We start from the raw sequence: 20,753 nt of genomic DNA, 5'->3' as shown, positions 1-20,753 counted from the left end.
TTATATATAAAAAAGAGCTAACTTTCTTATTGTTAGCTCTTTATAAGCGGAGAGAGAGGGATTCGAACCCCCGGTACCTCTCAGTACAACGGTTTTCAAGACCGCCGCGATCGACCACTCTGCCATCTCTCCTATGCGGATGCAAAGATAAGGGAAAATTTCGAACGACAAAAAAAAGATTTTGCTTTTTTGCGGGGGTACGTTAAAATGGGGTGTGAAAGAAACCAATTTTTATTTTGTACGTTATAGAAAATTAAATTCTAAACTAAACTGATTGTATCTATCAAAACAAGAGAAAGATGGGGAGTTTTAAGAACAAAATGCAAGCTTACGGAATTCGGCAAATATTGAATTATGTGGAGAAAGATCCGGAAGCCAATGCACCGAAAGCATTGAAATGGATAAGAAAAGTGGACGTGGATGGAACGTATGATTCTGCATGGAGTAGTCTGGAGACTTGTTTATCCGATCCCGATAATAATTGGAACCTTTTGATTAAAAAGGCTTACAATGAATGGGATCCTTTCGTGAGGAGGAAGTTATTCGAATCGTTGATCTGTAATTCCGCTATTATCGGCAACAGTATGGTGAAAGTGACCGGAAAGAAGCACGGGGTAAATGTGCCCTGGACGATTTTGATGGACCCGACTTCTGCCTGTAATTTGAAATGTAAGGGATGTTGGGCAGCGGAGTACGGTCACCAGATGTCGCTGGATTTCGATACCATGGACCGGATTATTAAGGAGGGGAAAGAGTTAGGTATATTTATGTATATCTATTCGGGAGGAGAACCTTTGGTAAGAAAAGGAGATATCATCCGTCTCTGTGAAAAGCACCCGGAATGTTATTTCTTAGCTTTCACGAATGGAACATTGATTGACGAGGCTTTTGCGGATGAGATGCTCCGGGTCGGTAATTTTGCCCCGGCCATTAGTGTTGAAGGGTTTGAAAAAGAGACGGATATGCGTCGAGGAAAAGGGACTTATCAAGCGGTCATTAAAGCGATGGAACTTCTCAAACGTAAACGATTGATTTTCGGATATTCGACCTGTTATCATAGTCAAAACGTGGATGTTGTCGGTTCGGACGAATACGTTGATTTCATGATAGAAAAAGGAGCCGCTTTTGCTTGGTATTTTACCTATATGCCTGTCGGCGAAGACGCTATTCCTGAATTGTTGGCTACGCCTGAACAACGGAAATACATGTATTATCAGGTTAGAAAGTTTCGGCGTACCAAACCGATTTTTGCCATGGATTTCTGGAATGACGGGGAGTATGTCGACGGATGCATAGCCGGGGGAAGATATTATTTCCATATTAATGCCAACGGCGATGTAGAGCCTTGTGCTTTTATTCATTATTCAACGGCTAATATAAAGAATATGAGTTTGTTGGATGCGCTTAGAACACCGCTTTTTCAAGAATACCAGAAACGTCAGCCTTTTAATAAAAATCATTTGCGGCCTTGTCCCTTATTGGATAATCCCGATCGATTGAAAGAGGTCGTGAATGCGGCCCATGCTCATTCTACCGATATGTTGAAGCCCGAAAGCGTGGAAGATTTGACCGGAAAATGCCAGGGATGCGCTCATAAGTGGGCTGTCGTTGCGGATCAAATATGGACGGAAAGGGGAAAAACACTGAATTAAATTGTTCTGTATCAAATAGCTGACAACGGTATCGGCAACCGATGGAGGCTGGAGAGGGTGTGACTTTTAAAAGTTCACTCTCTTTTTATTTTCGCTTTCTTGGGGGATAAATTTTTTATTGTATTTTCGTTTGTATTTTTCAGTGTAAATATAATCTTATGAACAAAGTATTGATTATTGATGACGAGAATCAATTGAGGGGATTGTTGTCCCGTATCATCGGGTTGGAGGGATATGAAGTTTTTCAGGCTGATAGTTGTACGGCCGGGCTGAAACAAGCTAAACAATGTATGCCGGATGTCGTTTTATGTGACGTGCGTTTACCGGACGGGAATGGGGTGGAGATTATTGAAAGATTAAAACAGCTGTCTCCTCGTGCGGAGATTATCATGCTTACGGCACATGGAAATATTCCGGATGGAGTGCAGGCGATAAAAAACGGAGCTTTTGATTATATTACCAAGGGGGATGACAATAACCGGATTATCCCGTTGATCAGTCGTGCTATGGAGAAAGTAGCTCGTGATGTAGATGAAAAAACGGAAAATAGAGGCGGGGAGGGGAGATATACTTTTGATACGATACTGGGGCGATCGGAGGTAATGCAGGAGGCTATCCGTTTGGCCCGGAAGGTGGCGGTCACGGATGTCCCGGTTTTACTAACAGGTGAAACGGGTACCGGAAAAGAGGTGTTTGCTCAGGCTATTCATCAGGGAAGCAATAGAAATAAAAAGTCTTTTGTGGCTGTCAATTGCTCTGCTTTTAGTAAAGAGTTGTTGGAGAGTGAGATGTTCGGTCATAAAGCAGGTGCATTTACCGGGGCCTTAAAGGATAAGAAAGGATTATTCGAAGAGGCACATCAGGGAACCTTGTTTTTAGACGAGATCGGAGAGATGGCATTTGATCTTCAGGCAAAGTTACTTCGGATTCTGGAATCCGGAGAGTTTATAAAGATCGGAGATACTAAACCGACGAAAGTAGATGTGAGGGTGATTGCCGCGACAAACCGGGATCTGTCTAAGGAGATCGCTGCCGGGCATTTTAGAGAAGATCTGTTTTACAGGCTTTCGGTTTTTCAAATTCACCTGCCTCCGCTAAGGGAACGTACCCGGGATATTGAAGTGTATGTTCATGCTTTTGTGAATCAGTTTTCGACAAAGATGAGGAAAAAAATCACTTTTATTCAGCCTGATTACATGGCTCTGCTTAAACAGCATGCCTGGAATGGGAATGTGCGGGAACTGAGAAATGTCGTTGAACGTAGTATTGTTATTGCCGACGGGGAGCAGCTTTCCTCGGGAGATTTGCCTATTGATTTACAACATGGAAATTTCGGGCCTGGAGAAGACCGACGTTTTTCTGAATTCGAATTAGCCAACATAGAAAAGAATCATATCCAAAAAGTGCTTCAATACACGGGAGGGAATAAGACCGAAGCAGCTCGTTTAATGCATATCGGTTTGACTACTTTATACCGTAAGATAGAGGAGTACGGGTTAGGTGAAAAATAGCGGTTGGTCTGTTTTTTTTGATCGCAGATCGGTATGTTATTATGATATGGTACCTTTTCATTTTGAAAAGGTGATAGACGGATAGAATATTCCATTCTATCCGTCTATTTGTTTTATATACAATGATTTGTGTTACGTGGTAATTCCGATGGCATGGCTTTGGTATAGGGAGAAACAAAAATTTAAATTAAATTGAAAAGTCATGGAAGAAGTATTATCATTTATTTTTTTAGGTATGGTTGGTGTTATTTGTTACTGGTTCTTTTTCAAGTGTATTTATTGGTTTGAAAAAATCTGAAAAGGAGGAAGGTTATGTTTACGGTATTGTTTATACTAAGTGTGACGATGTTCGGGTATATGATGTACGTGTTGGTAAAACCCGAAAAATTTTAGAAGGAGTATCAAGCGAATGTAGAAACGAAATAGAAATCCCGGATAACGGGAAATCGTAGTAATGTTTTAAAAGATGAATACGGAAATATTAGGAAGTATTTTGCAGGTCGTGATGATGGTAGTATTGAGCTATCCATTGGGCCGTTATATCGCAAGAATATATAAGGGAGAAAGGACTTGGTCTGATTTTATGGCCCCCGTTGAAAAGTGGATGTATAGGATGAGCGGGATTAATCCCGCGGAGGAGATGAACTGGAAGAAATTTTTGGTCGCATTGTTGACCGTAAATGTTTTCTGGTTCTTTTGGGGAATGGTGTTGTTGGTTTCCCAGGGGTATTTGCCGTTGAATCCTGACGGGAATGCGGGACAAAGTCCGGACCTGGCTTTTAATACCTGTATCAGTTTTATGGTAAACTGTAATTTGCAGCATTATAGCGGAGAGAGCGGATTGACTTATTTTACACAACTTTTCGTGATCATGTTGTTTCAGTTTATTACGGCGGCTACCGGAATGGCAGCTTTGGCCGGAATATTTAAAGCCATGGCGACTAAAACGACCCGGGATTTCGGTAATTTCTGGGTACTTTTAATAAAGAGTTGTACGCGTATTTTATTACCGTTGTCTTTAATTGTCGGATTTATTCTGATTATCGAGGGTACTCCTATGGGATTCGAAGGAAAGGAACGGATCACGACTTTAGAGGGCGTGGAGCAAGCCGTATCCCAAGGCCCCACGGCGGCCGTTGTGCCTATAAAACAATTGGGTACGAATGGAGGAGGTTATTTCGGTCCTAATTCTTCTCATCCCTTGGAGAATCCGACTTTTTTATCGAACGTGATAGAGTGTTGGTCTATTTTGATTATCCCTATGTCTATGGTTTTCGCTTTGGGATTCTATCTGAGACGTAAAAAATTAGCTTACACGATCTATGGTGTTATGTTATTTGCCTTTTTGGTCGGGGTCGTGGGAGCTCATTATTTCGAGCTGAAAGGCAGTCCGCAAATAGATGCCATGGGAATTGCCCAGGAGCGGGGAAGCATGGAAGGAAAGGAGATCCGTTTAGGTGCTGCAGCCACGGCTTTGTGGAGTCAAGTAACAACAGTAACTTCCAACGGTTCGGTTAACGGTATGCATGATAGTTTGACTCCGCTCACAGGAATGCTATCGATGTTGAACATGCAGATAAATTGTTGGTTCGGGGGAGTGGGAGTCGGATTTATGAACTATTATGTATTTGTTATTATTGCGGTATTCATCAGCGGATTGATGGTAGGACGGACACCTGAATTTTTAGGAAAGAAGATTGAGGCGAGAGAGATGAAGATAGCCGTTATCGTAGCTTTGGCCCATCCGTTCTTTATATTGGTATTTACGGCGATCTCCAGCTTTTTGGCCACTCATAATCCGGAGCTGGCAGAGGCTTGGTTAAACAATCCTTCTTTTCATGGATTGAGCGAGATGCTATACGAGTATACCTCGTCGGCAGCCAATAACGGTTCCGGTTTTGAAGGGCTGAGGGATAATACCTATTTCTGGAATTTTACTTGTGGTATCGTTTTGATCATGGGACGTTACTTGCCGATAGTAGGCCAGGTGGCCATAGCCGGATTGTTGGCGAATAAGAAATTTATTCCGGAGAGTGCCGGAACTTTAAAGACGGATACGGGGACTTTTGCGGTAATGACCTTTACGGTAATTTTTATTATTGCAGCCTTGTCGTTCTTCCCGGTATTGACGTTGGGGCCGATTGCGGAATATCTAAGTTTTTGATTGGTGATTTCCGGTGAGAAAAAAATCGGGATGGTAAATTGTAAAACCGAGTATTTTTAGGATAAAATAGTATAGAGATGAAAAATAATAGGTCTGCTTCTTTGTTTTCAAAGGAGTTAGTTGTAGAAAGTTTAAAACAGTCGTTCGTGAAATTGCATCCGCGTACGATGTTCCGGAACCCAATCATGTTCACGGTAGAGGTATGTACAGTCATGATGTTACTTGTATCCGTATACATTGCGATCACGGGGACGGTAGGGCAAGGTTCGTTCGGGTATAATATGATCGTGTTCCTTGTATTGTTAGTTACCTTGTTATTTGCCAATTTTGCGGAAGCCATAGCCGAAGCGAGGGGAAAAGCGCAAGCCGACAGTCTGAGGAAGACCCGCGAAGAGACTCCGGCCAAGGTGATCGTAAACGGGAAAATAGAGATAGTAAGCAGTTCCAAATTAAAAAAAGGCGATCTGTTCGAGTGCGAAGCGGGGGATATTATTCCTTCCGACGGGGAGATTGTCGAGGGATTAGCCTCTATCGACGAGAGCGCCATTACCGGGGAGAGTGCTCCGGTTATCCGGGAGGCCGGAGGTGATAAGAGCTCTGTTACCGGCGGAACGAAAGTACTTTCCGATCGTATCAGAGTATTGGTAACCACACAACCGGGAGAAAGCTTTTTGGATAAGATGATTGCGCTTGTGGAGGGGGCATCCCGTCAGAAAACTCCGAACGAGATCGCGTTGACGATTTTATTAGCCGGTTTTACCTTGGTGTTTGTTATCGTATGTGCTACTTTAAAACCTTTCGGGGATTACGTGGGAACCCATATTACCGTGGCGGCTTTTATCTCTTTGTTTGTATGTTTGATTCCGACGACGATAGGAGGATTATTATCAGCCATTGGAATTGCAGGTATGGATCGGGCTTTACGAGCCAATGTCATCACGAAATCGGGAAAGGCTGTTGAAACGGCGGGTGATATCGATACCTTGCTTTTGGATAAAACGGGGACGATCACGATCGGTAATCGTAAAGCTACCCGATTTTATCCTGCCAATGGCGTGGACGAAAAGCATTTTATCCGGGCCTGTTTGTTATCCTCTCTGTCGGATGAGACACCCGAGGGAAAATCCATCGTCGAGTTGGGACGGGAGAGAGGTATTCGTATTCGTGATTTGAACGCGGTGGGGGCTTCGATGATTCGATTTACGGCTGAGACCCGTTGTTCGGGTGTTAATTTAGAGAACGGAGTGAGAATACGGAAAGGAGCAGCCGATGCGATTCGTCGTGTATTGGAAAAAGCGAATAACACTATAGATCGGGAGACGGAAGAGACCATACGGGCTATTTCGGAAAACGGAGGGACTCCCTTAGTGGTTTCGGAGAACGAGAAGGCAATAGGAGTTATCGAGTTGCAGGATATTATTAAACCGGGTATACAGGAGCGTTTCGAACGGTTGCGTAAAATGGGAGTGAAAACGGTGATGGTGACAGGAGATAATCCTTTGACGGCAAAATATATAGCTGAAAAAGCAGGTGTGGATGATTTTATAGCGGAAGCCAAGCCGGAAGATAAGATGGAATATATCCGTAAAGAGCAGCAGAACGGGAAATTGATCGCGATGATGGGGGATGGAACTAACGATGCACCTGCTTTGGCTCAGGCCGATGTCGGGGTAGCTATGAATAGCGGGACTCAGGCGGCAAAGGAAGCCGGTAATATGGTAGATTTGGACAATGATCCTACCAAATTAATAGAGATCGTAGAAATTGGCAAGCAATTGTTGATGACACGGGGAACCTTGACTACTTTCAGTATCGCCAATGATGTTGCCAAGTATTTCGCCATTGTACCGGCTTTATTTATGTTGACGATTCCCTCTTTGGGGGCTTTGAATATTATGCATCTTCATAGTCCGGAAACAGCCATCCTTTCTGCTGTCATTTTTAACGCGATCATTATCCCTATATTGATTCCCTTGGCCTTGAAAGGTGTTAGTTATAAACCTATTGGAGCTTCCGCTTTATTGCGGCGTAATCTGTTTATTTACGGTATAGGAGGGATCATGGCCCCTTTTATAGGGATTAAATTGATAGATCTTTTAGTTGGGTTATTTTTCTAAGTCAGGAAAGGGCCCGCGGGGGCGACGTGCAGCGGGTCCTCCTGACATTTGAATGACGTTTTAATTAAAATGTAAAGATGATGAAGTCTAATTTATTGAAATCTTTAAGGTTGACACTTGTTTTTTGCGTATTCTTTAGTGTGTTTTATATTTTCATCCTATGGCTATTTGCTTTGATTGCGGGGCCTAATCATGGACGGGCAGAGTTAGTTACTCTAAATGGAAAAGTGGTCGGAGCAGCGAATGTAGGCCAGACTTTTACGAAAGGTATTTATTTCTGGGGGCGCCCTTCGGCAGTTGATTATGCCGGAGACGGGGCAGGAGGTAGTAATAAAGGTACTTCCAATCCGGAATATTTGCGGGAGGTCGAGGCACGAATTGATACTTTCTTGGTAAAGCATCCCTATTTAAAACGTTCGGAGGTTCCTTCAGAGATGGTAACGGCCAGTGGTAGTGGTTTGGATCCGCATATTTCTCCGGAAGGGGCTTACGTGCAGGTAAAGCGGGTGGCTCAGGCCAGGGGTATATCGGAAGAAAAAGTAAAAGAGATCGTGGATGAACAGATCGAAAGACCTTTGTTGGGTTTATTCGGTACTTCAAGAGTCAATGTGTTGAAGCTCAATGTCGCATTGGAAAAAAGTGCGAATTGAGTTTATATTAGTTGGGGTTATTTAGAGAAATGTGTAAATCTTTAAGTGATGTTACTGCATTTCGGGGAAGTTCGGAAGGTAAAGGAGTGTTGAGATAACTGATCCGTAACGAAAGGACTTCCCTTTTTTATCTATTTTTTAATCTTTCTGTTGAAGCCTGTTTTATCATATTGATGGGCAGGAAGGATTATGCTCGAAGATTTGATTGCAAATTATTGTTTATTTTAATTTTTAATAAAATGAATTTTTTAGGAAAGACGATTTTGGTACTCCTATCGATAGGAGTTGTCGTAGAAGTACAGGCGAGGAATAGTGTAAAAAGTGTGGTATTTAAGGTGAGCGGAGATGTTGTAAGTTCTTATATCTGGCGCGGGGCTTATAATGCGGGAGCCAGTATCCAGCCGACTTTATCGATGGGTATAGGAGCTTTTTCTTTCACGGCTTGGGGATCCAAAGAGATAAGCGGTACACATAAAGAGATCGATTTGACAGCAGCTTATCGTTGGGGAAAATTTAATTTATTCGTGGCGGATTATTGGTGGGAAGGAGAGAAATTGGGAGATAAGATTTCCTGGAAAAATAACAACTATTTTCATTTCGATAATCGTAATACCGCTCATCATGTGGAGGTCGGTATAGGGTATGTCGTTTCGGATAAATTTCCGTTATGTATCTCTTGGAGCACGATGGTTTGGGGGGCTGATAAAAAAGATAATGAAAAGCAAAATTACTCTTCTTACGCGGAGATGGCCTGTCCTTTTTCAGTAAAAAATGTGGATTTGAATTTCACCTTGGGTTTTTCTCCGTATGAAAGCAAACTATATGCCGTTCGCGGTTTTAGTATAACGAATATCGGATTGGGAGTCTCGAAGGAGATACAAATCACCAAGGCTTTTTCGTTACCTGTTTTTACGAGAATTATTTTCGATCCCGCTCATGAAGATGCCCATTTTGTTTTGGGATTTACTTTAAGGTAATACAAGTGTTTCATTTTGCGTTTTAGCCCGGCAAGGACACCTTGCCGGGCTAAAACGCAAATCGAGAGGTAATATTTTTCATTTTGAAAAAACATTTTCAAAATGAAAAAGCAGAATCAACGATATGGTATGATTTCCGGTATGTAAATTATTGATAGAAAGTAGTCTATATATTCTTTATCTTTGTAGTATATTTTTTGCTGAAAAACGATTATGGACAAGGAACAAAATGTACAACATTTTTTAAATTTGATTCGGAAAAGCCGGAGAGGACATTTTAAGGTATATATCGGTATGATAGCGGGGGTGGGGAAGACTTACCGGATGTTGCAGGAGGCACACGAACTATTGCGAAACCGGATAGATGTGCAAATCGGCTATATCGAGACACACGGACGAGTGGATACGGAAGCTCTTTTGAAAGGATTGCCTGTTATTCCCCGGCGGAAAATATATTATAAGGGGAAAGAAATCGAAGAAATGGATTTGCAGACTATCTTGCAAATTCGTCCGGAAGCGGTTATTGTGGATGAATTAGCTCACACGAATGCAGAAGGGAGTATGAACGAGAAAAGATGGCAAGATGTTTTTGACTTGTTGGATGCCGGGATAAATGTTATTAGTGCGATCAATATTCAGCATATAGAGAGCTTAAACGAAGAGATACAGGATATTGCCGGCATAGAGGTGAAGGAGAGAGTGCCTGATCGTGTATTTGAAGAGGCGGATGAGGTTGTAAACATCGATTTGACGGCGGAAGAGTTGGTTGCCCGTTTAAAAGCCGGGAAGATTTATAAACCCGAAAAGATAGATATAGCTTTGAACCATTTTTTTAAAGTGGAAAATATCTTGCAGCTCCGGGAGTTGGCATTGAAGGAGGTTGCGTTACGGGTGGAAAAAAAGGTAGAGAACGAAGTCGTGGAAAATGCGGGACTTAGACACGAGCGTTTTATGGCCTGTATCAGTAGCCAGGAAAAAACGCCTCGAAAATTGATTCGCAAAGTGGCACGGTTAGCCACAAGGTACAATTCCAGATTTTCTGTCCTGTACGTGCAGACTCATCGTGAAAGTCCTGACCGGATACCGTTGGCTAATCAGCGTTATTTGATCAATCATTTTAAACTTGCTTCCGAGTTGGGAGGAGAAGTGATTCAGATACAGTCCGATGATATTATCGGGAGCATCATTCGGGTTTGCCGGGAACGTCAGATCAGTACCTTGTGCGTGGGCAAGCCGGATATTCGACTATTTTCATTTGTGAGAACCGTCTTACGGTATAAGAAATTATTGAATAATTTAGCGGCATTGAATGTGGATTTGATCGTTTTGGCATGAAAATATAAGATTATGAAGATAAAGACGAAATTGACCTCGGGAATAGGAATCTTGTTTTTGATTATCGTTCTGATGGGAACACTGTCAGTGGGTTATATTTATAAGTTATCGGCGGATACCCAAAATATTTTGGCTGATAATTACAATTCGTTGGATTATGCGAAACGGATGTTACAGGCTGTCGAACAGATTGAGACGGATCAGTCGGCCATTCAAGTATTTATCGAAAACTTGGAGAGGCAACGGAAAAATATAACGGAAATAGATGAATCGGAAGTCACGGAACGCCTGATCAGGCATTTTAGATTGTTGCAGGAGAGCCGGAGTGAGGAATCTCTTCAACAGGTCCGCATGGATTTGATCCAGATAATGAATCTGAATATGGCTTCCATCCAACGTAAGAGCGAAGTCGCCACGCGGACGGCTCATGAGGCCATGCTATGGCTTTCGATCATAGGAGTGGGAAGTATAACCGTTGCTTTTTTATTGTTGCTCGTTTTTCCGGCTCAGATAACTCGTCCCATAAAAGAGTTGACGAACGGTATTATAGAGATTGCCAAACGAAATTATGATCAGCGTTTATATTTTCATAAAACGAAAGAGTTCGGAGATGTTGCGGCTTCATTCAATACGATGGCTGAAAAATTGGCGGAATATCAGCAGAGTTCTTTGGAGGATCTGTTATCCAGTAAGAAATATATAGAAGCGATCGTGAATAGCATTCGCGAGCCGATGATCGGTTTAAACGAGGAGAGAAAAATCATATTTGTTAATGACGATGCGTTGTCTGTTTTAAATCTGAAGCGGGAAGAGATTATCCGGCAATCGGCGGCGGAGCTTTCTTTGAGAAATGATTTATTGCGCCGTCTTATTCGGGAGTTAGTACATACGAATGAAAAGCATGAACCTTTGAAGATATACGCGGATGATAAGGAAAGTTTTTTTCAGGCTTATTATGTTCCGGTTCGTCTCACCAAAACGGGGGAGAAGGAGCAAAAATACGTGGGCGATCTGATAATATTGAAAAATATTACGGAATTCAAGGAGTTGGATTCAGCCAAGACTACCTTTATTTCGACGATTTCTCATGAGCTGAAGACCCCAATTGCCGCTATTATGATGAGTTTGAAATTGTTGGAAGACCAACGGGTCGGACAATTGAACGAAGAACAGTTCTCTTTAACGGAAAGTATTAAGGAGAATAGCGATCGTTTGCTGAATATTACCGGTGAGTTATTGAAGTTAACACAGGTTGAGACGGGGAAATTGACATTGAGCCCCAAAGTAACGAAGCCGATAGAATTGATTCATTATGCCGTTTCGGCAACCCGGGTATTGGCAGAACGGTTCGGATGTAATATCGAGGTCGAATACCCTGAGAAGATCTCTAAATTGTTTGTGGATAGCGAAAAGATCGCTTGGGTGATTACGAATTTGTTGTCCAATGCCATTCATTATTCCAAAGAGAATTCAAGGATTATTATAGGAGCCTATGAAGAAGACAAACGAGTCGAAATTTTTGTACAGGATTTCGGAAAAGGTATAGACCCGCGTTACCATCAAAGTATATTTGATCGTTATTTTAGAGTGCCTGGAACCAAAGTTCAGGGAAGCGGCTTAGGACTGGCTATTTCCAAAGATTTTGTTGAAGCTCACGACGGAAAGATCCGGGTGGACAGCGAAGTAGGCAAGGGGAGTCGGTTTACGATTTCCTTTCCTGTTCGGTAACTTTATCCCTCGAAAATTTTTTTCGAGGGATAATTGATCAATTAGAATATTCCGAATTTAATGCCGGCAAAATAGGTACGAGGGAGTCCCGGTCCGTAAATGTATTTGGAATCCCGATTGGCTCCCTTGTCGAAGTCGTTCTGATAACTGTCAAACAGGTTTTGTACGCCTCCGCTTACCTGTAACGTGTAATTATTGAATTTGATATCATAATTCAATTTGAGTGTGGCATCGTAAAAAGAAGAGGTTTTTTTCAATATGCTCTTTTCGATATATCCTTTTTCATGCCCTATATACATCGGTCCGGTGTAAGTTCCCGAAAGAGAGAATGAGAAGTTTTTAAAAGGGATGAAATTGGTTGTAAGATACCCGTATGTATCGGGAGAGCGTAGTAATTTACGCGTTTCCTCTGCTTCCGGGTCATCCGTCCAGGCCCGAGGCCGATCGTATTTACTGCTTTGCAATGTAGCTCCGAATTGAATTTGCGCTTTATAATGAGGAACGATTTTCCCTTCCACGTTTATTCCTTTTACGATCGCTTCGTTACCGTTTCTCCGTTCATAGATGATGTTTCCGTCTTTGTCCGGTCCGAGAGGTTCCAATACGAAAATATGTCTTAAATTGGTATAAAATCCTTCGACTAACAAATTCAGTTGTGTGCTTCCGTAGGTAGCATAATAGTCGATGGAAGCACTATAGCTTTTGGAGCGTTCCGTTTTCAGGTCTTTAGCTACTTGAATGATGGCAACCTCGTTGTTTACGGCGGCTACATGCAGGTCTTCATCATAGGTTTGGGGAGCCCGAAAGCCTTCGGAATAGCTGGCTCGCAGGTTGATGGCATCGATCGGACTATATCGGATATTCAATCTCGGACTAAATATAGGGTTATCTACGGCACTATTTTTATCCATGCGTCCCCCGATTAAAAAACTAAAGTGTCCTGTTTTCCATTCGTTCTGTAAATATATACTGTAAACATATATCTCTTGGTTAAGGTTTCTATTGTACCCCAGCATGATATCGGTCAGTTTGTCGTAGGAATATTCGAAACCGGTAGTCAACTCCGAGGGGAGGAATAAAAAATGGTTAAAATCATAAGAGTATTGAACCCCACTTACTAATGTAATATCCGTCGTCTTTCCGTATGCCGCCGTATCCCTGTCTGCACCGTAATATGATTTTCGTCCTATATTTTGCAGAGAGGCATATGCATTTAGATGGTGTTTGTAATCTGAAGAATTAAACGTGTAGTTTACACCTCCCCCGTGTATGTTGTGTTCTGCCTGCTCCGTAATATCCGTTTCGTGAGGAGGTTTGTCAAGTAAATTTCCTCCCCTGCGGAATTCTTTAATATGATGGTATTCCAGTGTGATTTTACTGTAGTTGGTCGGTTTGTAATATGTTCTAAAACCCAATGAGGTATTATTTAGTTTACCTAATTCCGTGAAACCGTCTTTGTCGTGATCGTAACCTTGGCGGTCTCTTACCATGCCGAAAAGGTACGCGCCTGTTGTCTTTTGTTCGTTAGTAATAGCCCCGTTAAAGTTAGTTACGTTATCGAAACTTTCACCGTCAATAGCCGATAGGTTGTGACTGATTTGGAAGAAATTATATAGCGGTTCTTTGGTGATGATGTTGATTGTTCCCGCGATGGCATTTGAACCGAATAGAGCGGAACCTCCTCCTCTCATGATTTCGACACGTTCGATCATATTGACGGGAATTTGTTCCAGTCCGTATACTCCCGATAGAGAACTGAATGAAGGACGACTGTCGATTAATATTTGGGTATAGGGACCGTCTAAGCCGTTGATACGGACTTGTTGGAATCCACAGTTCTGGCAATTGTTTTCCACTCGTAAACCCGGTTGAAAATTTAGTCCTTGTGCCAGACAAAACGAATTGGTGTTTTCAAATATTTTAGGTGTTAATACGTTGATGACCACCGGAGCTTCTTTACGGCTGGTTTCGTTTCGGTTAGCCGTGACAACAGATCCCTCCAGCATGATATTGTCTTCGCTAATCTCAAAATTAATTTCCAGGGTTTTTCCTTTTTCCAAAAATACGTCTTTTTCAACGCTTTTATAACCGATGCCCTGTACGCGTAAAGTATGTTTTCCTGCCGGTAAGTTTTTAAGGAAATAATGACCTGTTTCATCCGTATAAGTACCTATATGTGTGTCTTTAAGAAAAACGGATAAAAAGGGTATATGTTCTTTTGTCTCTTTGTTGATAACGTGTCCCATGATGTTGGCATCGCTTTTGGGTTTGCTGTTTTCTTCGTCAGCGAAACCGGGTAAAACGAATGTTAAAAAGAGGGTTAGTATATATATGTGTTTCATATGTTATTGATAATTAAATAGTTTTTGATTTTTGGATATGCCTGTTATCCCGAATGGACTATTCTTCCTGTTAGTTATTAACAAGAAAAGACAGTTATCCCGAGTAATAAAAATAACTTAGAATAGATTGACAAAAATGTCAGATGCGGACCGGGGGAGCCCTTAATTTTTTATGAAAGAAGAAACGCGGAGCGGTTTCTTCCGCTTTCCGTGTAATATATAAAACGAGTTTCCGTGTCAATGGGGCGGCAGATACGGAAGGTGCTAATAACAAAAGGGTGAAAAAACAATTGAGATGTGCGATTAATTTTATCTCGTTGTCGGAATGAGAGTGTTGTGACTGATGATTTGTTGTTATTTTATGAAAATGCGAGTGAACAATCCTTATCCCGTCCACGATATGGTAGTGAGGGAAAAAAGTGATATTTCCATAGTAACTCAGAAATAGAGCTAACAGGAATATCCTTAGGGTGATATGTGTTCTCTTTTTTTGCATTGGTTTTGTACCGATGCAAATGTAGAATGTTTCTAAATAAAAGATTAATTTTTCTTCTTAAAATATTGTTAAAACGGAAGACGTTATTCCAATCTTAGTTACGGGATAACATCTTCCGTTGTCTATTATTTCTCTATTATGATTCGATCTCCGGCAAGAGTTGCCGTAATTGAATCGTCATACATGGCAGAACAAGTAATTGCCGGCAGTAGGTATGTTCCGGGGTACGAGGCGTTGAAACGGAGAGTGAATTTTTTGGTTTCTCCTTGCTTTAATGAAAAATACAGATAGATCCGGTCGTCTCGGATATCTACGTTCTCAGTTCCTTTAAAAGGATTTATCCCGGAAATCAGACGTTCATTGATAAATTCGAATCCGGAAGGAAACATGCAGGTTAAAGCCAGTTCATCGTATTGACCGATCTTACCGGTATTCTGTACGGATATTTCCGCTGTTATATCTTCACCTTGTCGGTATGTAGGCCGATCGATCCGTTTATTGTTACTATAATAAGTAATTTGCATTTTCAATCCGGACATTTCATTCTGTGTTATGACTCCTAACGGGACGGAACTATTGATGGTCCTAACGTGTAATGTTCCGTCGGTATTGTTTTTAACGGTCACGTTAGAGCGTTGTTGTTTAACGGTTAAGGGTTTAAGAATAACTGTTTTTTCGGTTTGGATTTTTTCTTTTCCGATCTCAACCTTTATACCGTTTCCTTCTTTGAAATACCGTTTAACGTATTGAGCCGCGGCACATAGTCCAAAGGCATTTTCCTGGGTACTCATCCAGTCGTTAGAAGCAAAGCGCAAGGCTATTTTTCGCAAGAGGGTATAGGCTTCTTCTTGCAGGTCCATATCCACCATACTCCGGAGAAGAATGGCATTGTCACGTAATCCGGAACCGTAACATCTGCCTAATTGCCTGTAAGATTCCGCTTCCGTTGGCAGATTGGCAATCAACGACCGGGCGACTTTATCGTATTTACTTATCGCGTAGGCTCCGGCCAGTTGCCAACGAGCAACGGGATTTTTATAGATTATGTCTTTCATCCGGTTCATGGCTGCCAGATTTGCCTTGTCGGCAGAAGCTAAAACGTATAGACGGTAAGCTTGCTCCAGTTCGGCATAATAATCGGAAGGTTTCCAGGTGTTTGCCTGTTGATTCAAGTAATTGACGGCATTATTCTTCATGGATGCTGGAACCTGGTATCCTTGTTTTTCGGCTTGGATGAGGAAGTCGGTAATATAACTGCTTACCCAATCCGAAATAAATTCGCTACCGGCCCAGTAGCTAAAACCTCCGTTATTTCGTTGGTAATTGCGTAACCGGGAGATTACCTCTTTCACGTTGAGTTCTGCGGTTACCCGTTGGGCTTCCGTGAGGTCCATCAACGTATTGAGCATAAGCTGTGGAAATGCCGCAGAGGTAATTTGTTCTCCGCATCCGTGCGGATACTGAATGAGGTCATTTAATCGTTTTTCTAAGTTTAGAGGAGGGATAGAGGTAATTTCCAACATAGAGGTCGGATTAATGCCCTCGATTGGGTTATCGAACGTTAATGTCTCTCCGGCTTTTAGCTCTTTCGCTTCCACCCGCGTAATTCGGGGGTTGGGCATCCGGATATCGATATCGCAACTGAAGTATGCTTTTTCTTGACCACTTTGTGCCGAGAACGAGAGTGTCGATTTCCCGGTCGTCTCTTTGATCTTAACTTTAAAGAATATAATTTGTTCTCCTGTTTTGTCGAAATGTACCTTTTGTTGAGCGGAGGCGAGATTTTCTATCTTATCGTCTGTTCGGATACTTACGTTTACCTCCTTAATCCGGTCTTTCATGGCGAATAGGGTAACCGGAATTTCGATCACATCACCCGGGGTGAAGATACGCGGCATCGTAACGTTAAGCATCAGGGGCTGATTGACACTTGTATTTTGGGAGGCCGAACCGTATTGCCCCTTATGTTCGGCTATAACCATGGTACGCACTTCTCCGATATATTCCGGCATACGTAGGGTATGACTCTTTTTTTCACCCTTTTTTAAGGTAAACGGTCCCTGGAATAGTACTACCGGAGTGAACCGATTGCTCTTGTGGTTCTCTTCCGGTTTTAGTGCTTCGTCTCCGCCGATGGCAAAGGCTTTTTCCAATCTTCCGCCGAAAGCTCCGCATACGTCGTCGTAAAAATCCCACGTTTTCACGCCTAAGGCTTCCCGTGCGTAAAATGCGGGGAAGGGGTCCGGAGTTTTGAAAGAGGTCAGCGAGAGAAGCCCTTCGTCCACTACGGCTAAGGTATAAGTCATCGGGTGGCCGTCGGCTTCGCTTACCGTAATCGTAAAATCTTCGGATGGACGCAACTCCTTGGCCATGCTGATCTGAGGATGTAAATGGAGGCTCGGATCTTCCACGTCTATATTCATCACTCCGTATAGTCTTATCGGCTTATCGTTGTCCCGGCTTTTGTGCGGTTGTATTAAGGATACGTTCACGTATATGTTGGGACACATATCCTGTTTTGCCTCTATCTCGAATGTCGTAAAGTCGTTTGTTGTCGGAATACGGAAAATATCTTTCACCGTTTTGCCATTTTCGATGCTGATAAGGGCAATGCTTCCCGATGAGGAGGGGAATTTGATTTTTATTTTTTCCCCCACACGGTATGCTTTTTTATCGCTGGTCAAAGTCAATAGATTGGCCATTCCGGGCATGTTTAAGTCGTTGCGCCAAGAACTGATATAAAAGGTCGAACCGCAAGAATGACCGGAAGCTTTATCTTTGGCAATGAGATAATAGCGTCCCCACTCGTTACAGGTAATATCGACGTTAAATTTTCCGTTCGTACTTTTTACCATTTTATGTAATATGGGTTTTCTGTAAGACCGGTTAACGTATGAACCAAGATTGTCGTCGTTGGAGTCCCACCACCAGCGCCAATCCAAAGCGTAAACTTCAATCTCTATTTCTTTGGATGCAACGGGTTGTCCCAGGGTGTTTACGACAACGCCTTTTACAGGTATCGGTTTACCTGCCGGATACCAATTATCATCTGTTTCCGGTAAGGCTATTCCGACGTATTGCGTGTAGGGGGAATATTTAAAAGAGGAGGTGACGATACTGAAATCTCCGCTATTTTCAAAAACCCGAATGGTCAAGAGGGCATTCAACATCCCCGGGGTATTTGCTGTCGTGATATTTTGCGCGGACAAAGTAAAATTGCCGTCTGGATCGGTTGTCCCGTCAAACAGGGTTGTGGTAGTTGTTTTATAGAATCTGGAACGGTCGTCGAAATTGTAATTTTTGAATTTCTCGAATACGGTTTTCCCCTGAGTTAATTTTAATTCGGTAATGGTTTTCAGCGAACTGGTTTTAGCCCCGTGTAACCAGCGGGTCGTAACCGGAATCTTATTTTCATAAATACCTTTTCCCAGTATATTTCCAGGCAAAATAGCATTTATATTTAAGCGGTTAGGCTTTATACTTTCAATCCGTATGGTTTTGGAAAAAGAGGTCCCACCGATTTTGACGATCGTTCGCCAATATCCCGTTACCGCGTTATCATCCGTTTTGAAAGTAAAGCAATACAAGCCGTTGTCGTTTCGTCCCTTTTTCCGGGTTTGTACGACATGTCCGTTGGGATCGTATAATTCGGCAATGATGGGATGGCCTGCCGGAATTACGTTTTCTTTGTCTTCCAGGATAAAAGATAAATGGATTTCATTACCGGGACGCCATACTCCCCTCTCCCCGTACAAGAATCCTTTGAGCCCTTTTTGAACGACGGTTCCCGTTACGTCGAAATTACTGTAAGATAAAGAACCGGCATCATTGACTTTTAAATAGGCCTGATCATTACCTTTCCGAGCGACGACGGTAAATGCTTTTCCCCGTATCCGGGCTATTGCGATGCCTCGATCATCGGTCCGGGTCGAATCTATTTTTTGGTTTTGATAATTGTAGAAGAATAATTCGCAATTGCTTACCGGAGTGGCGTCTGACAAATCATTTACAGCCACTATGTATTTTCCGTCAGTGCCTGCTTTAGCCGTGATACCTAAGGAGGTTACCACTATATTCTTTTGAGGGAAACGACTGGATACGTAATAATAAGAGTTTGAACAGGGATTATCCCTCTCTTCCCAGGAGTAGTCTTCGGGATATCCGTAATAATACTCGTCGTAGTTATCGTAACTTAGCCAGAACTGATCGTCCGAATCATCCCGATCTGGATTTTGTTTTTCGTTACAGGCGAGAGTGGTATAAGATCGTTTGAACCGAAGTTCGACTTTATAAACGACACCTTTTTCCAGTTGAATGTGGTCCGCGAGGTTGATCGTGTAGTCTTGCCATTTATCCGAATGAATCGTTTGTCCTTCTTTTGCCAATACAATTTTTTTATTTAGAATAGGACGGCCTACTCTTCGTAATTCGTAGTCCCCGGCGTATTCGTAAGAATTTTGTTGTAAATAAAAATTCATATTTTGCGGTAGAACTTTAACAACACGTAATTGGATCGCCTTCAGGCCAACCGCGGAAAAAGGGATTAAGATATTTCCTTCAGCCGGAGTTATCGTACCTTCTCCAATAAACCGTATTTCTGGCTTCGCTGAAGGGAAGCTTACGGATTGAGCTACTTCTTTGGTTAATTTGTCCCCAGTGGCATTCATAATACCCCGGTAAACGTTTACTTGTACGATACCCCTCATTTTGCTCGTTTCGTTGGTATACAGGCGAACGATATTGCCTTGCACGTTATAGTTCAGCCGGTTTATGCCGTCAATAGTGATTAACCCTCGTAAATCTTGGGTCGGACTTACATTATCAGAGAAAATAACATCTATACTTTGGGAATAGTCGTCGGTAACTTTGATATCCAGGACGGAGAAGTTGTTTTCACCGGGGATTTCAACGAGTAAATCGTTTCCGTTTTTTATCTTCTTGTCGAAGGAGAGTTTTAAAGTCTGGGCGTGTTTTTCCCGTTTCAGATCGGGAATTGTAAAGTGATGTATATAAGGAGAATGATCCCATACAAGAGAGAGAACCCGATCGCCTAATTTCGCCGTAATCAACTGCTCGATTTGTTCGGGGGTTGTTAGATCCGCGTTTGCGATAGCTCCTTTGTAGAAGAATTGATCGTTATTCTCCGGATAGATGCCTAAATTCCCTTCCTGAAAAGAGTATACCTGGGGAAGTATTTTAACTGTGAAATTAAATTTCTTCAATGTAGCGGGAACATCGAACAATTGGTCTAATTGTAAAGAGATTTGGTAAATTTGCTCGTTTTCAAATCTTTCGCTTGGAATAAATTTCAAGGTATTTTGATGGAATTGAAGTGTTCCTTTTACTCGGGGAGATATTTTAAAAATATCATCAGCCGAAACAGGAAGAGAATCCAGGTTCGCGTTAAAAAGAATACAAATAGGATCCGTTGACCGTATCATTCCCTGTGTAAATTCGCTGACGTATTTGCTGTATTCTAATTTGTTTTGATGCTGTCTTTCTTTACATGAAGAAAATGCAAAGAGCATGATCAAGAATGAGATAAAGAGAAAACACCTATTCATGGCCTTAGTTTTTGTGATTAATTTAGATTAGGCAAATTTATGTAAATAAAACCAATTCATTTTGGTTTGTATTTAAATTTTATTCGAAAAAACGAGGGTTATTCAGGTCGTATAAGATCCGGGTTGTGTGAAATGGTAAGTTACCCCTTTGGGCGGGTTCTCTTTTAGGTTTTCGTTAAAATTAATGAGATCGGGACCCGATTGTTCGTATTAAATT

11 protein-coding genes and 1 tRNA gene are annotated in these 20,753 nt (G+C 42.1%); 8 read left to right on the top strand and 4 right to left on the bottom strand.

The genetic code is table 11. The features are described from left to right. Positions 1 to 47: 47 nt before the first annotated feature. Positions 48 to 132: transfer RNA gene (locus NVS78_RS11165), tRNA-Ser, on the bottom strand. Between the two features lie 167 nt (positions 133 to 299). Here NVS78_RS11165 and NVS78_RS11160 point away from each other — a divergent pair. From NVS78_RS11160 to NVS78_RS11125, 8 genes are all read left to right on the top strand, one after another. Then, entirely contained in the window at positions 300 to 1,652 is a 1,353-nt protein-coding gene (locus tag NVS78_RS11160) for a radical SAM/SPASM domain-containing protein (protein ID WP_286359245.1), read from the top strand. A gap of 158 nt (positions 1,653 to 1,810) precedes the next feature. Continuing rightward, on the top strand, positions 1,811 to 3,163 hold the full coding sequence (locus NVS78_RS11155) for a sigma-54-dependent transcriptional regulator (RefSeq protein ID WP_286359244.1): 1,353 nt from the start codon (positions 1,811 to 1,813) through the stop codon (positions 3,161 to 3,163). Between the two features lie 466 nt (positions 3,164 to 3,629). Next, positions 3,630 to 5,327 (top strand): potassium-transporting ATPase subunit KdpA, encoded by a 1,698-nt coding sequence (gene kdpA / locus NVS78_RS11150; RefSeq protein ID WP_286359243.1) that lies wholly within the window; start codon positions 3,630 to 3,632, stop codon positions 5,325 to 5,327. Between the two features lie 77 nt (positions 5,328 to 5,404). Next, complete coding sequence (gene kdpB / locus NVS78_RS11145; RefSeq protein WP_286359242.1) at positions 5,405 to 7,444, top strand: potassium-transporting ATPase subunit KdpB; 2,040 nt, start codon at positions 5,405 to 5,407, stop codon at positions 7,442 to 7,444. A gap of 80 nt (positions 7,445 to 7,524) precedes the next feature. Next, positions 7,525 to 8,094, top strand: coding sequence for a K(+)-transporting ATPase subunit C (locus tag NVS78_RS11140; RefSeq protein ID WP_286359252.1), 570 nt, complete (start codon positions 7,525 to 7,527; stop codon positions 8,092 to 8,094). 239 nt (positions 8,095 to 8,333) lie between these two features. Next, the gene (locus NVS78_RS11135) at positions 8,334 to 9,071 is read left to right on the top strand and encodes a hypothetical protein (RefSeq protein WP_286359241.1); all 738 of its coding nucleotides are present in this window, start codon (positions 8,334 to 8,336) and stop codon (positions 9,069 to 9,071) included. Between the two features lie 213 nt (positions 9,072 to 9,284). Then, positions 9,285 to 10,406, top strand: a complete 1,122-nt coding sequence (locus NVS78_RS11130) for a sensor protein KdpD (protein ID WP_286359240.1) — start codon at positions 9,285 to 9,287, stop codon at positions 10,404 to 10,406. Between the two features lie 12 nt (positions 10,407 to 10,418). Further along, complete coding sequence (locus tag NVS78_RS11125) at positions 10,419 to 12,134, top strand: sensor histidine kinase (RefSeq protein WP_286359239.1); 1,716 nt, start codon at positions 10,419 to 10,421, stop codon at positions 12,132 to 12,134. A 41-nt stretch (positions 12,135 to 12,175) separates the two neighbouring features. Here the strand turns inward: NVS78_RS11125 and NVS78_RS11120 are convergent, their stop codons facing one another. The 3 genes from NVS78_RS11120 to NVS78_RS11115 form a co-directional block, all read right to left on the bottom strand. After that, positions 12,176 to 14,476 carry a TonB-dependent receptor gene (locus NVS78_RS11120; protein ID WP_286359238.1) on the bottom strand — a complete coding sequence of 767 codons (2,301 nt, stop codon included), beginning with the start codon at positions 14,474 to 14,476 and terminating at the stop codon, positions 12,176 to 12,178. A gap of 139 nt (positions 14,477 to 14,615) precedes the next feature. After that, positions 14,616 to 14,972 (bottom strand): DUF8478 family putative metalloprotein, encoded by a 357-nt coding sequence (locus NVS78_RS14240; RefSeq protein ID WP_491896684.1) that lies wholly within the window; start codon positions 14,970 to 14,972, stop codon positions 14,616 to 14,618. A gap of 125 nt (positions 14,973 to 15,097) precedes the next feature. Next, positions 15,098 to 20,413, bottom strand: coding sequence for an alpha-2-macroglobulin family protein (locus NVS78_RS11115; protein WP_286359237.1), 5,316 nt, complete (start codon positions 20,411 to 20,413; stop codon positions 15,098 to 15,100). Positions 20,414 to 20,753 lie beyond the last annotated feature (340 nt).

This window comes from Gabonibacter chumensis, from assembly GCF_024741215.1.
Lineage (GTDB): Bacteria > Bacteroidota > Bacteroidia > Bacteroidales > Marinifilaceae > Gabonibacter > Gabonibacter massiliensis.
The sequence above is the reverse complement of the archived record's forward strand: the minus strand, read 5'-3'. Positions and strand labels throughout refer to the sequence as shown.

Coding starts and splice junctions, on each gene's coding strand:
- NVS78_RS11125 (WP_286359239.1), top strand. CDS start 10,419: ATGAAGATAAAGACGAAATTGACCTCGGGAATAGGAATCTTGTTTTTG.
- NVS78_RS11155 (WP_286359244.1), top strand. CDS start 1,811: ATGAACAAAGTATTGATTATTGATGACGAGAATCAATTGAGGGGATTG.
- NVS78_RS11160 (WP_286359245.1), top strand. CDS start 300: ATGGGGAGTTTTAAGAACAAAATGCAAGCTTACGGAATTCGGCAAATA.
- kdpB (WP_286359242.1), top strand. CDS start 5,405: ATGAAAAATAATAGGTCTGCTTCTTTGTTTTCAAAGGAGTTAGTTGTA.
- NVS78_RS11130 (WP_286359240.1), top strand. CDS start 9,285: ATGGACAAGGAACAAAATGTACAACATTTTTTAAATTTGATTCGGAAA.
- kdpA (WP_286359243.1), top strand. CDS start 3,630: ATGAATACGGAAATATTAGGAAGTATTTTGCAGGTCGTGATGATGGTA.
- NVS78_RS11120 (WP_286359238.1), bottom strand. CDS start 14,476: ATGAAACACATATATATACTAACCCTCTTTTTAACATTCGTTTTACCC.
- NVS78_RS11115 (WP_286359237.1), bottom strand. CDS start 20,413: ATGATACGGTCAACGGATCCTATTTGTATTCTTTTTAACGCGAACCTG.
- NVS78_RS14240 (WP_491896684.1), bottom strand. CDS start 14,972: ATGCAAAAAAAGAGAACACATATCACCCTAAGGATATTCCTGTTAGCT.
- NVS78_RS11140 (WP_286359252.1), top strand. CDS start 7,525: ATGAAGTCTAATTTATTGAAATCTTTAAGGTTGACACTTGTTTTTTGC.
- NVS78_RS11135 (WP_286359241.1), top strand. CDS start 8,334: ATGAATTTTTTAGGAAAGACGATTTTGGTACTCCTATCGATAGGAGTT.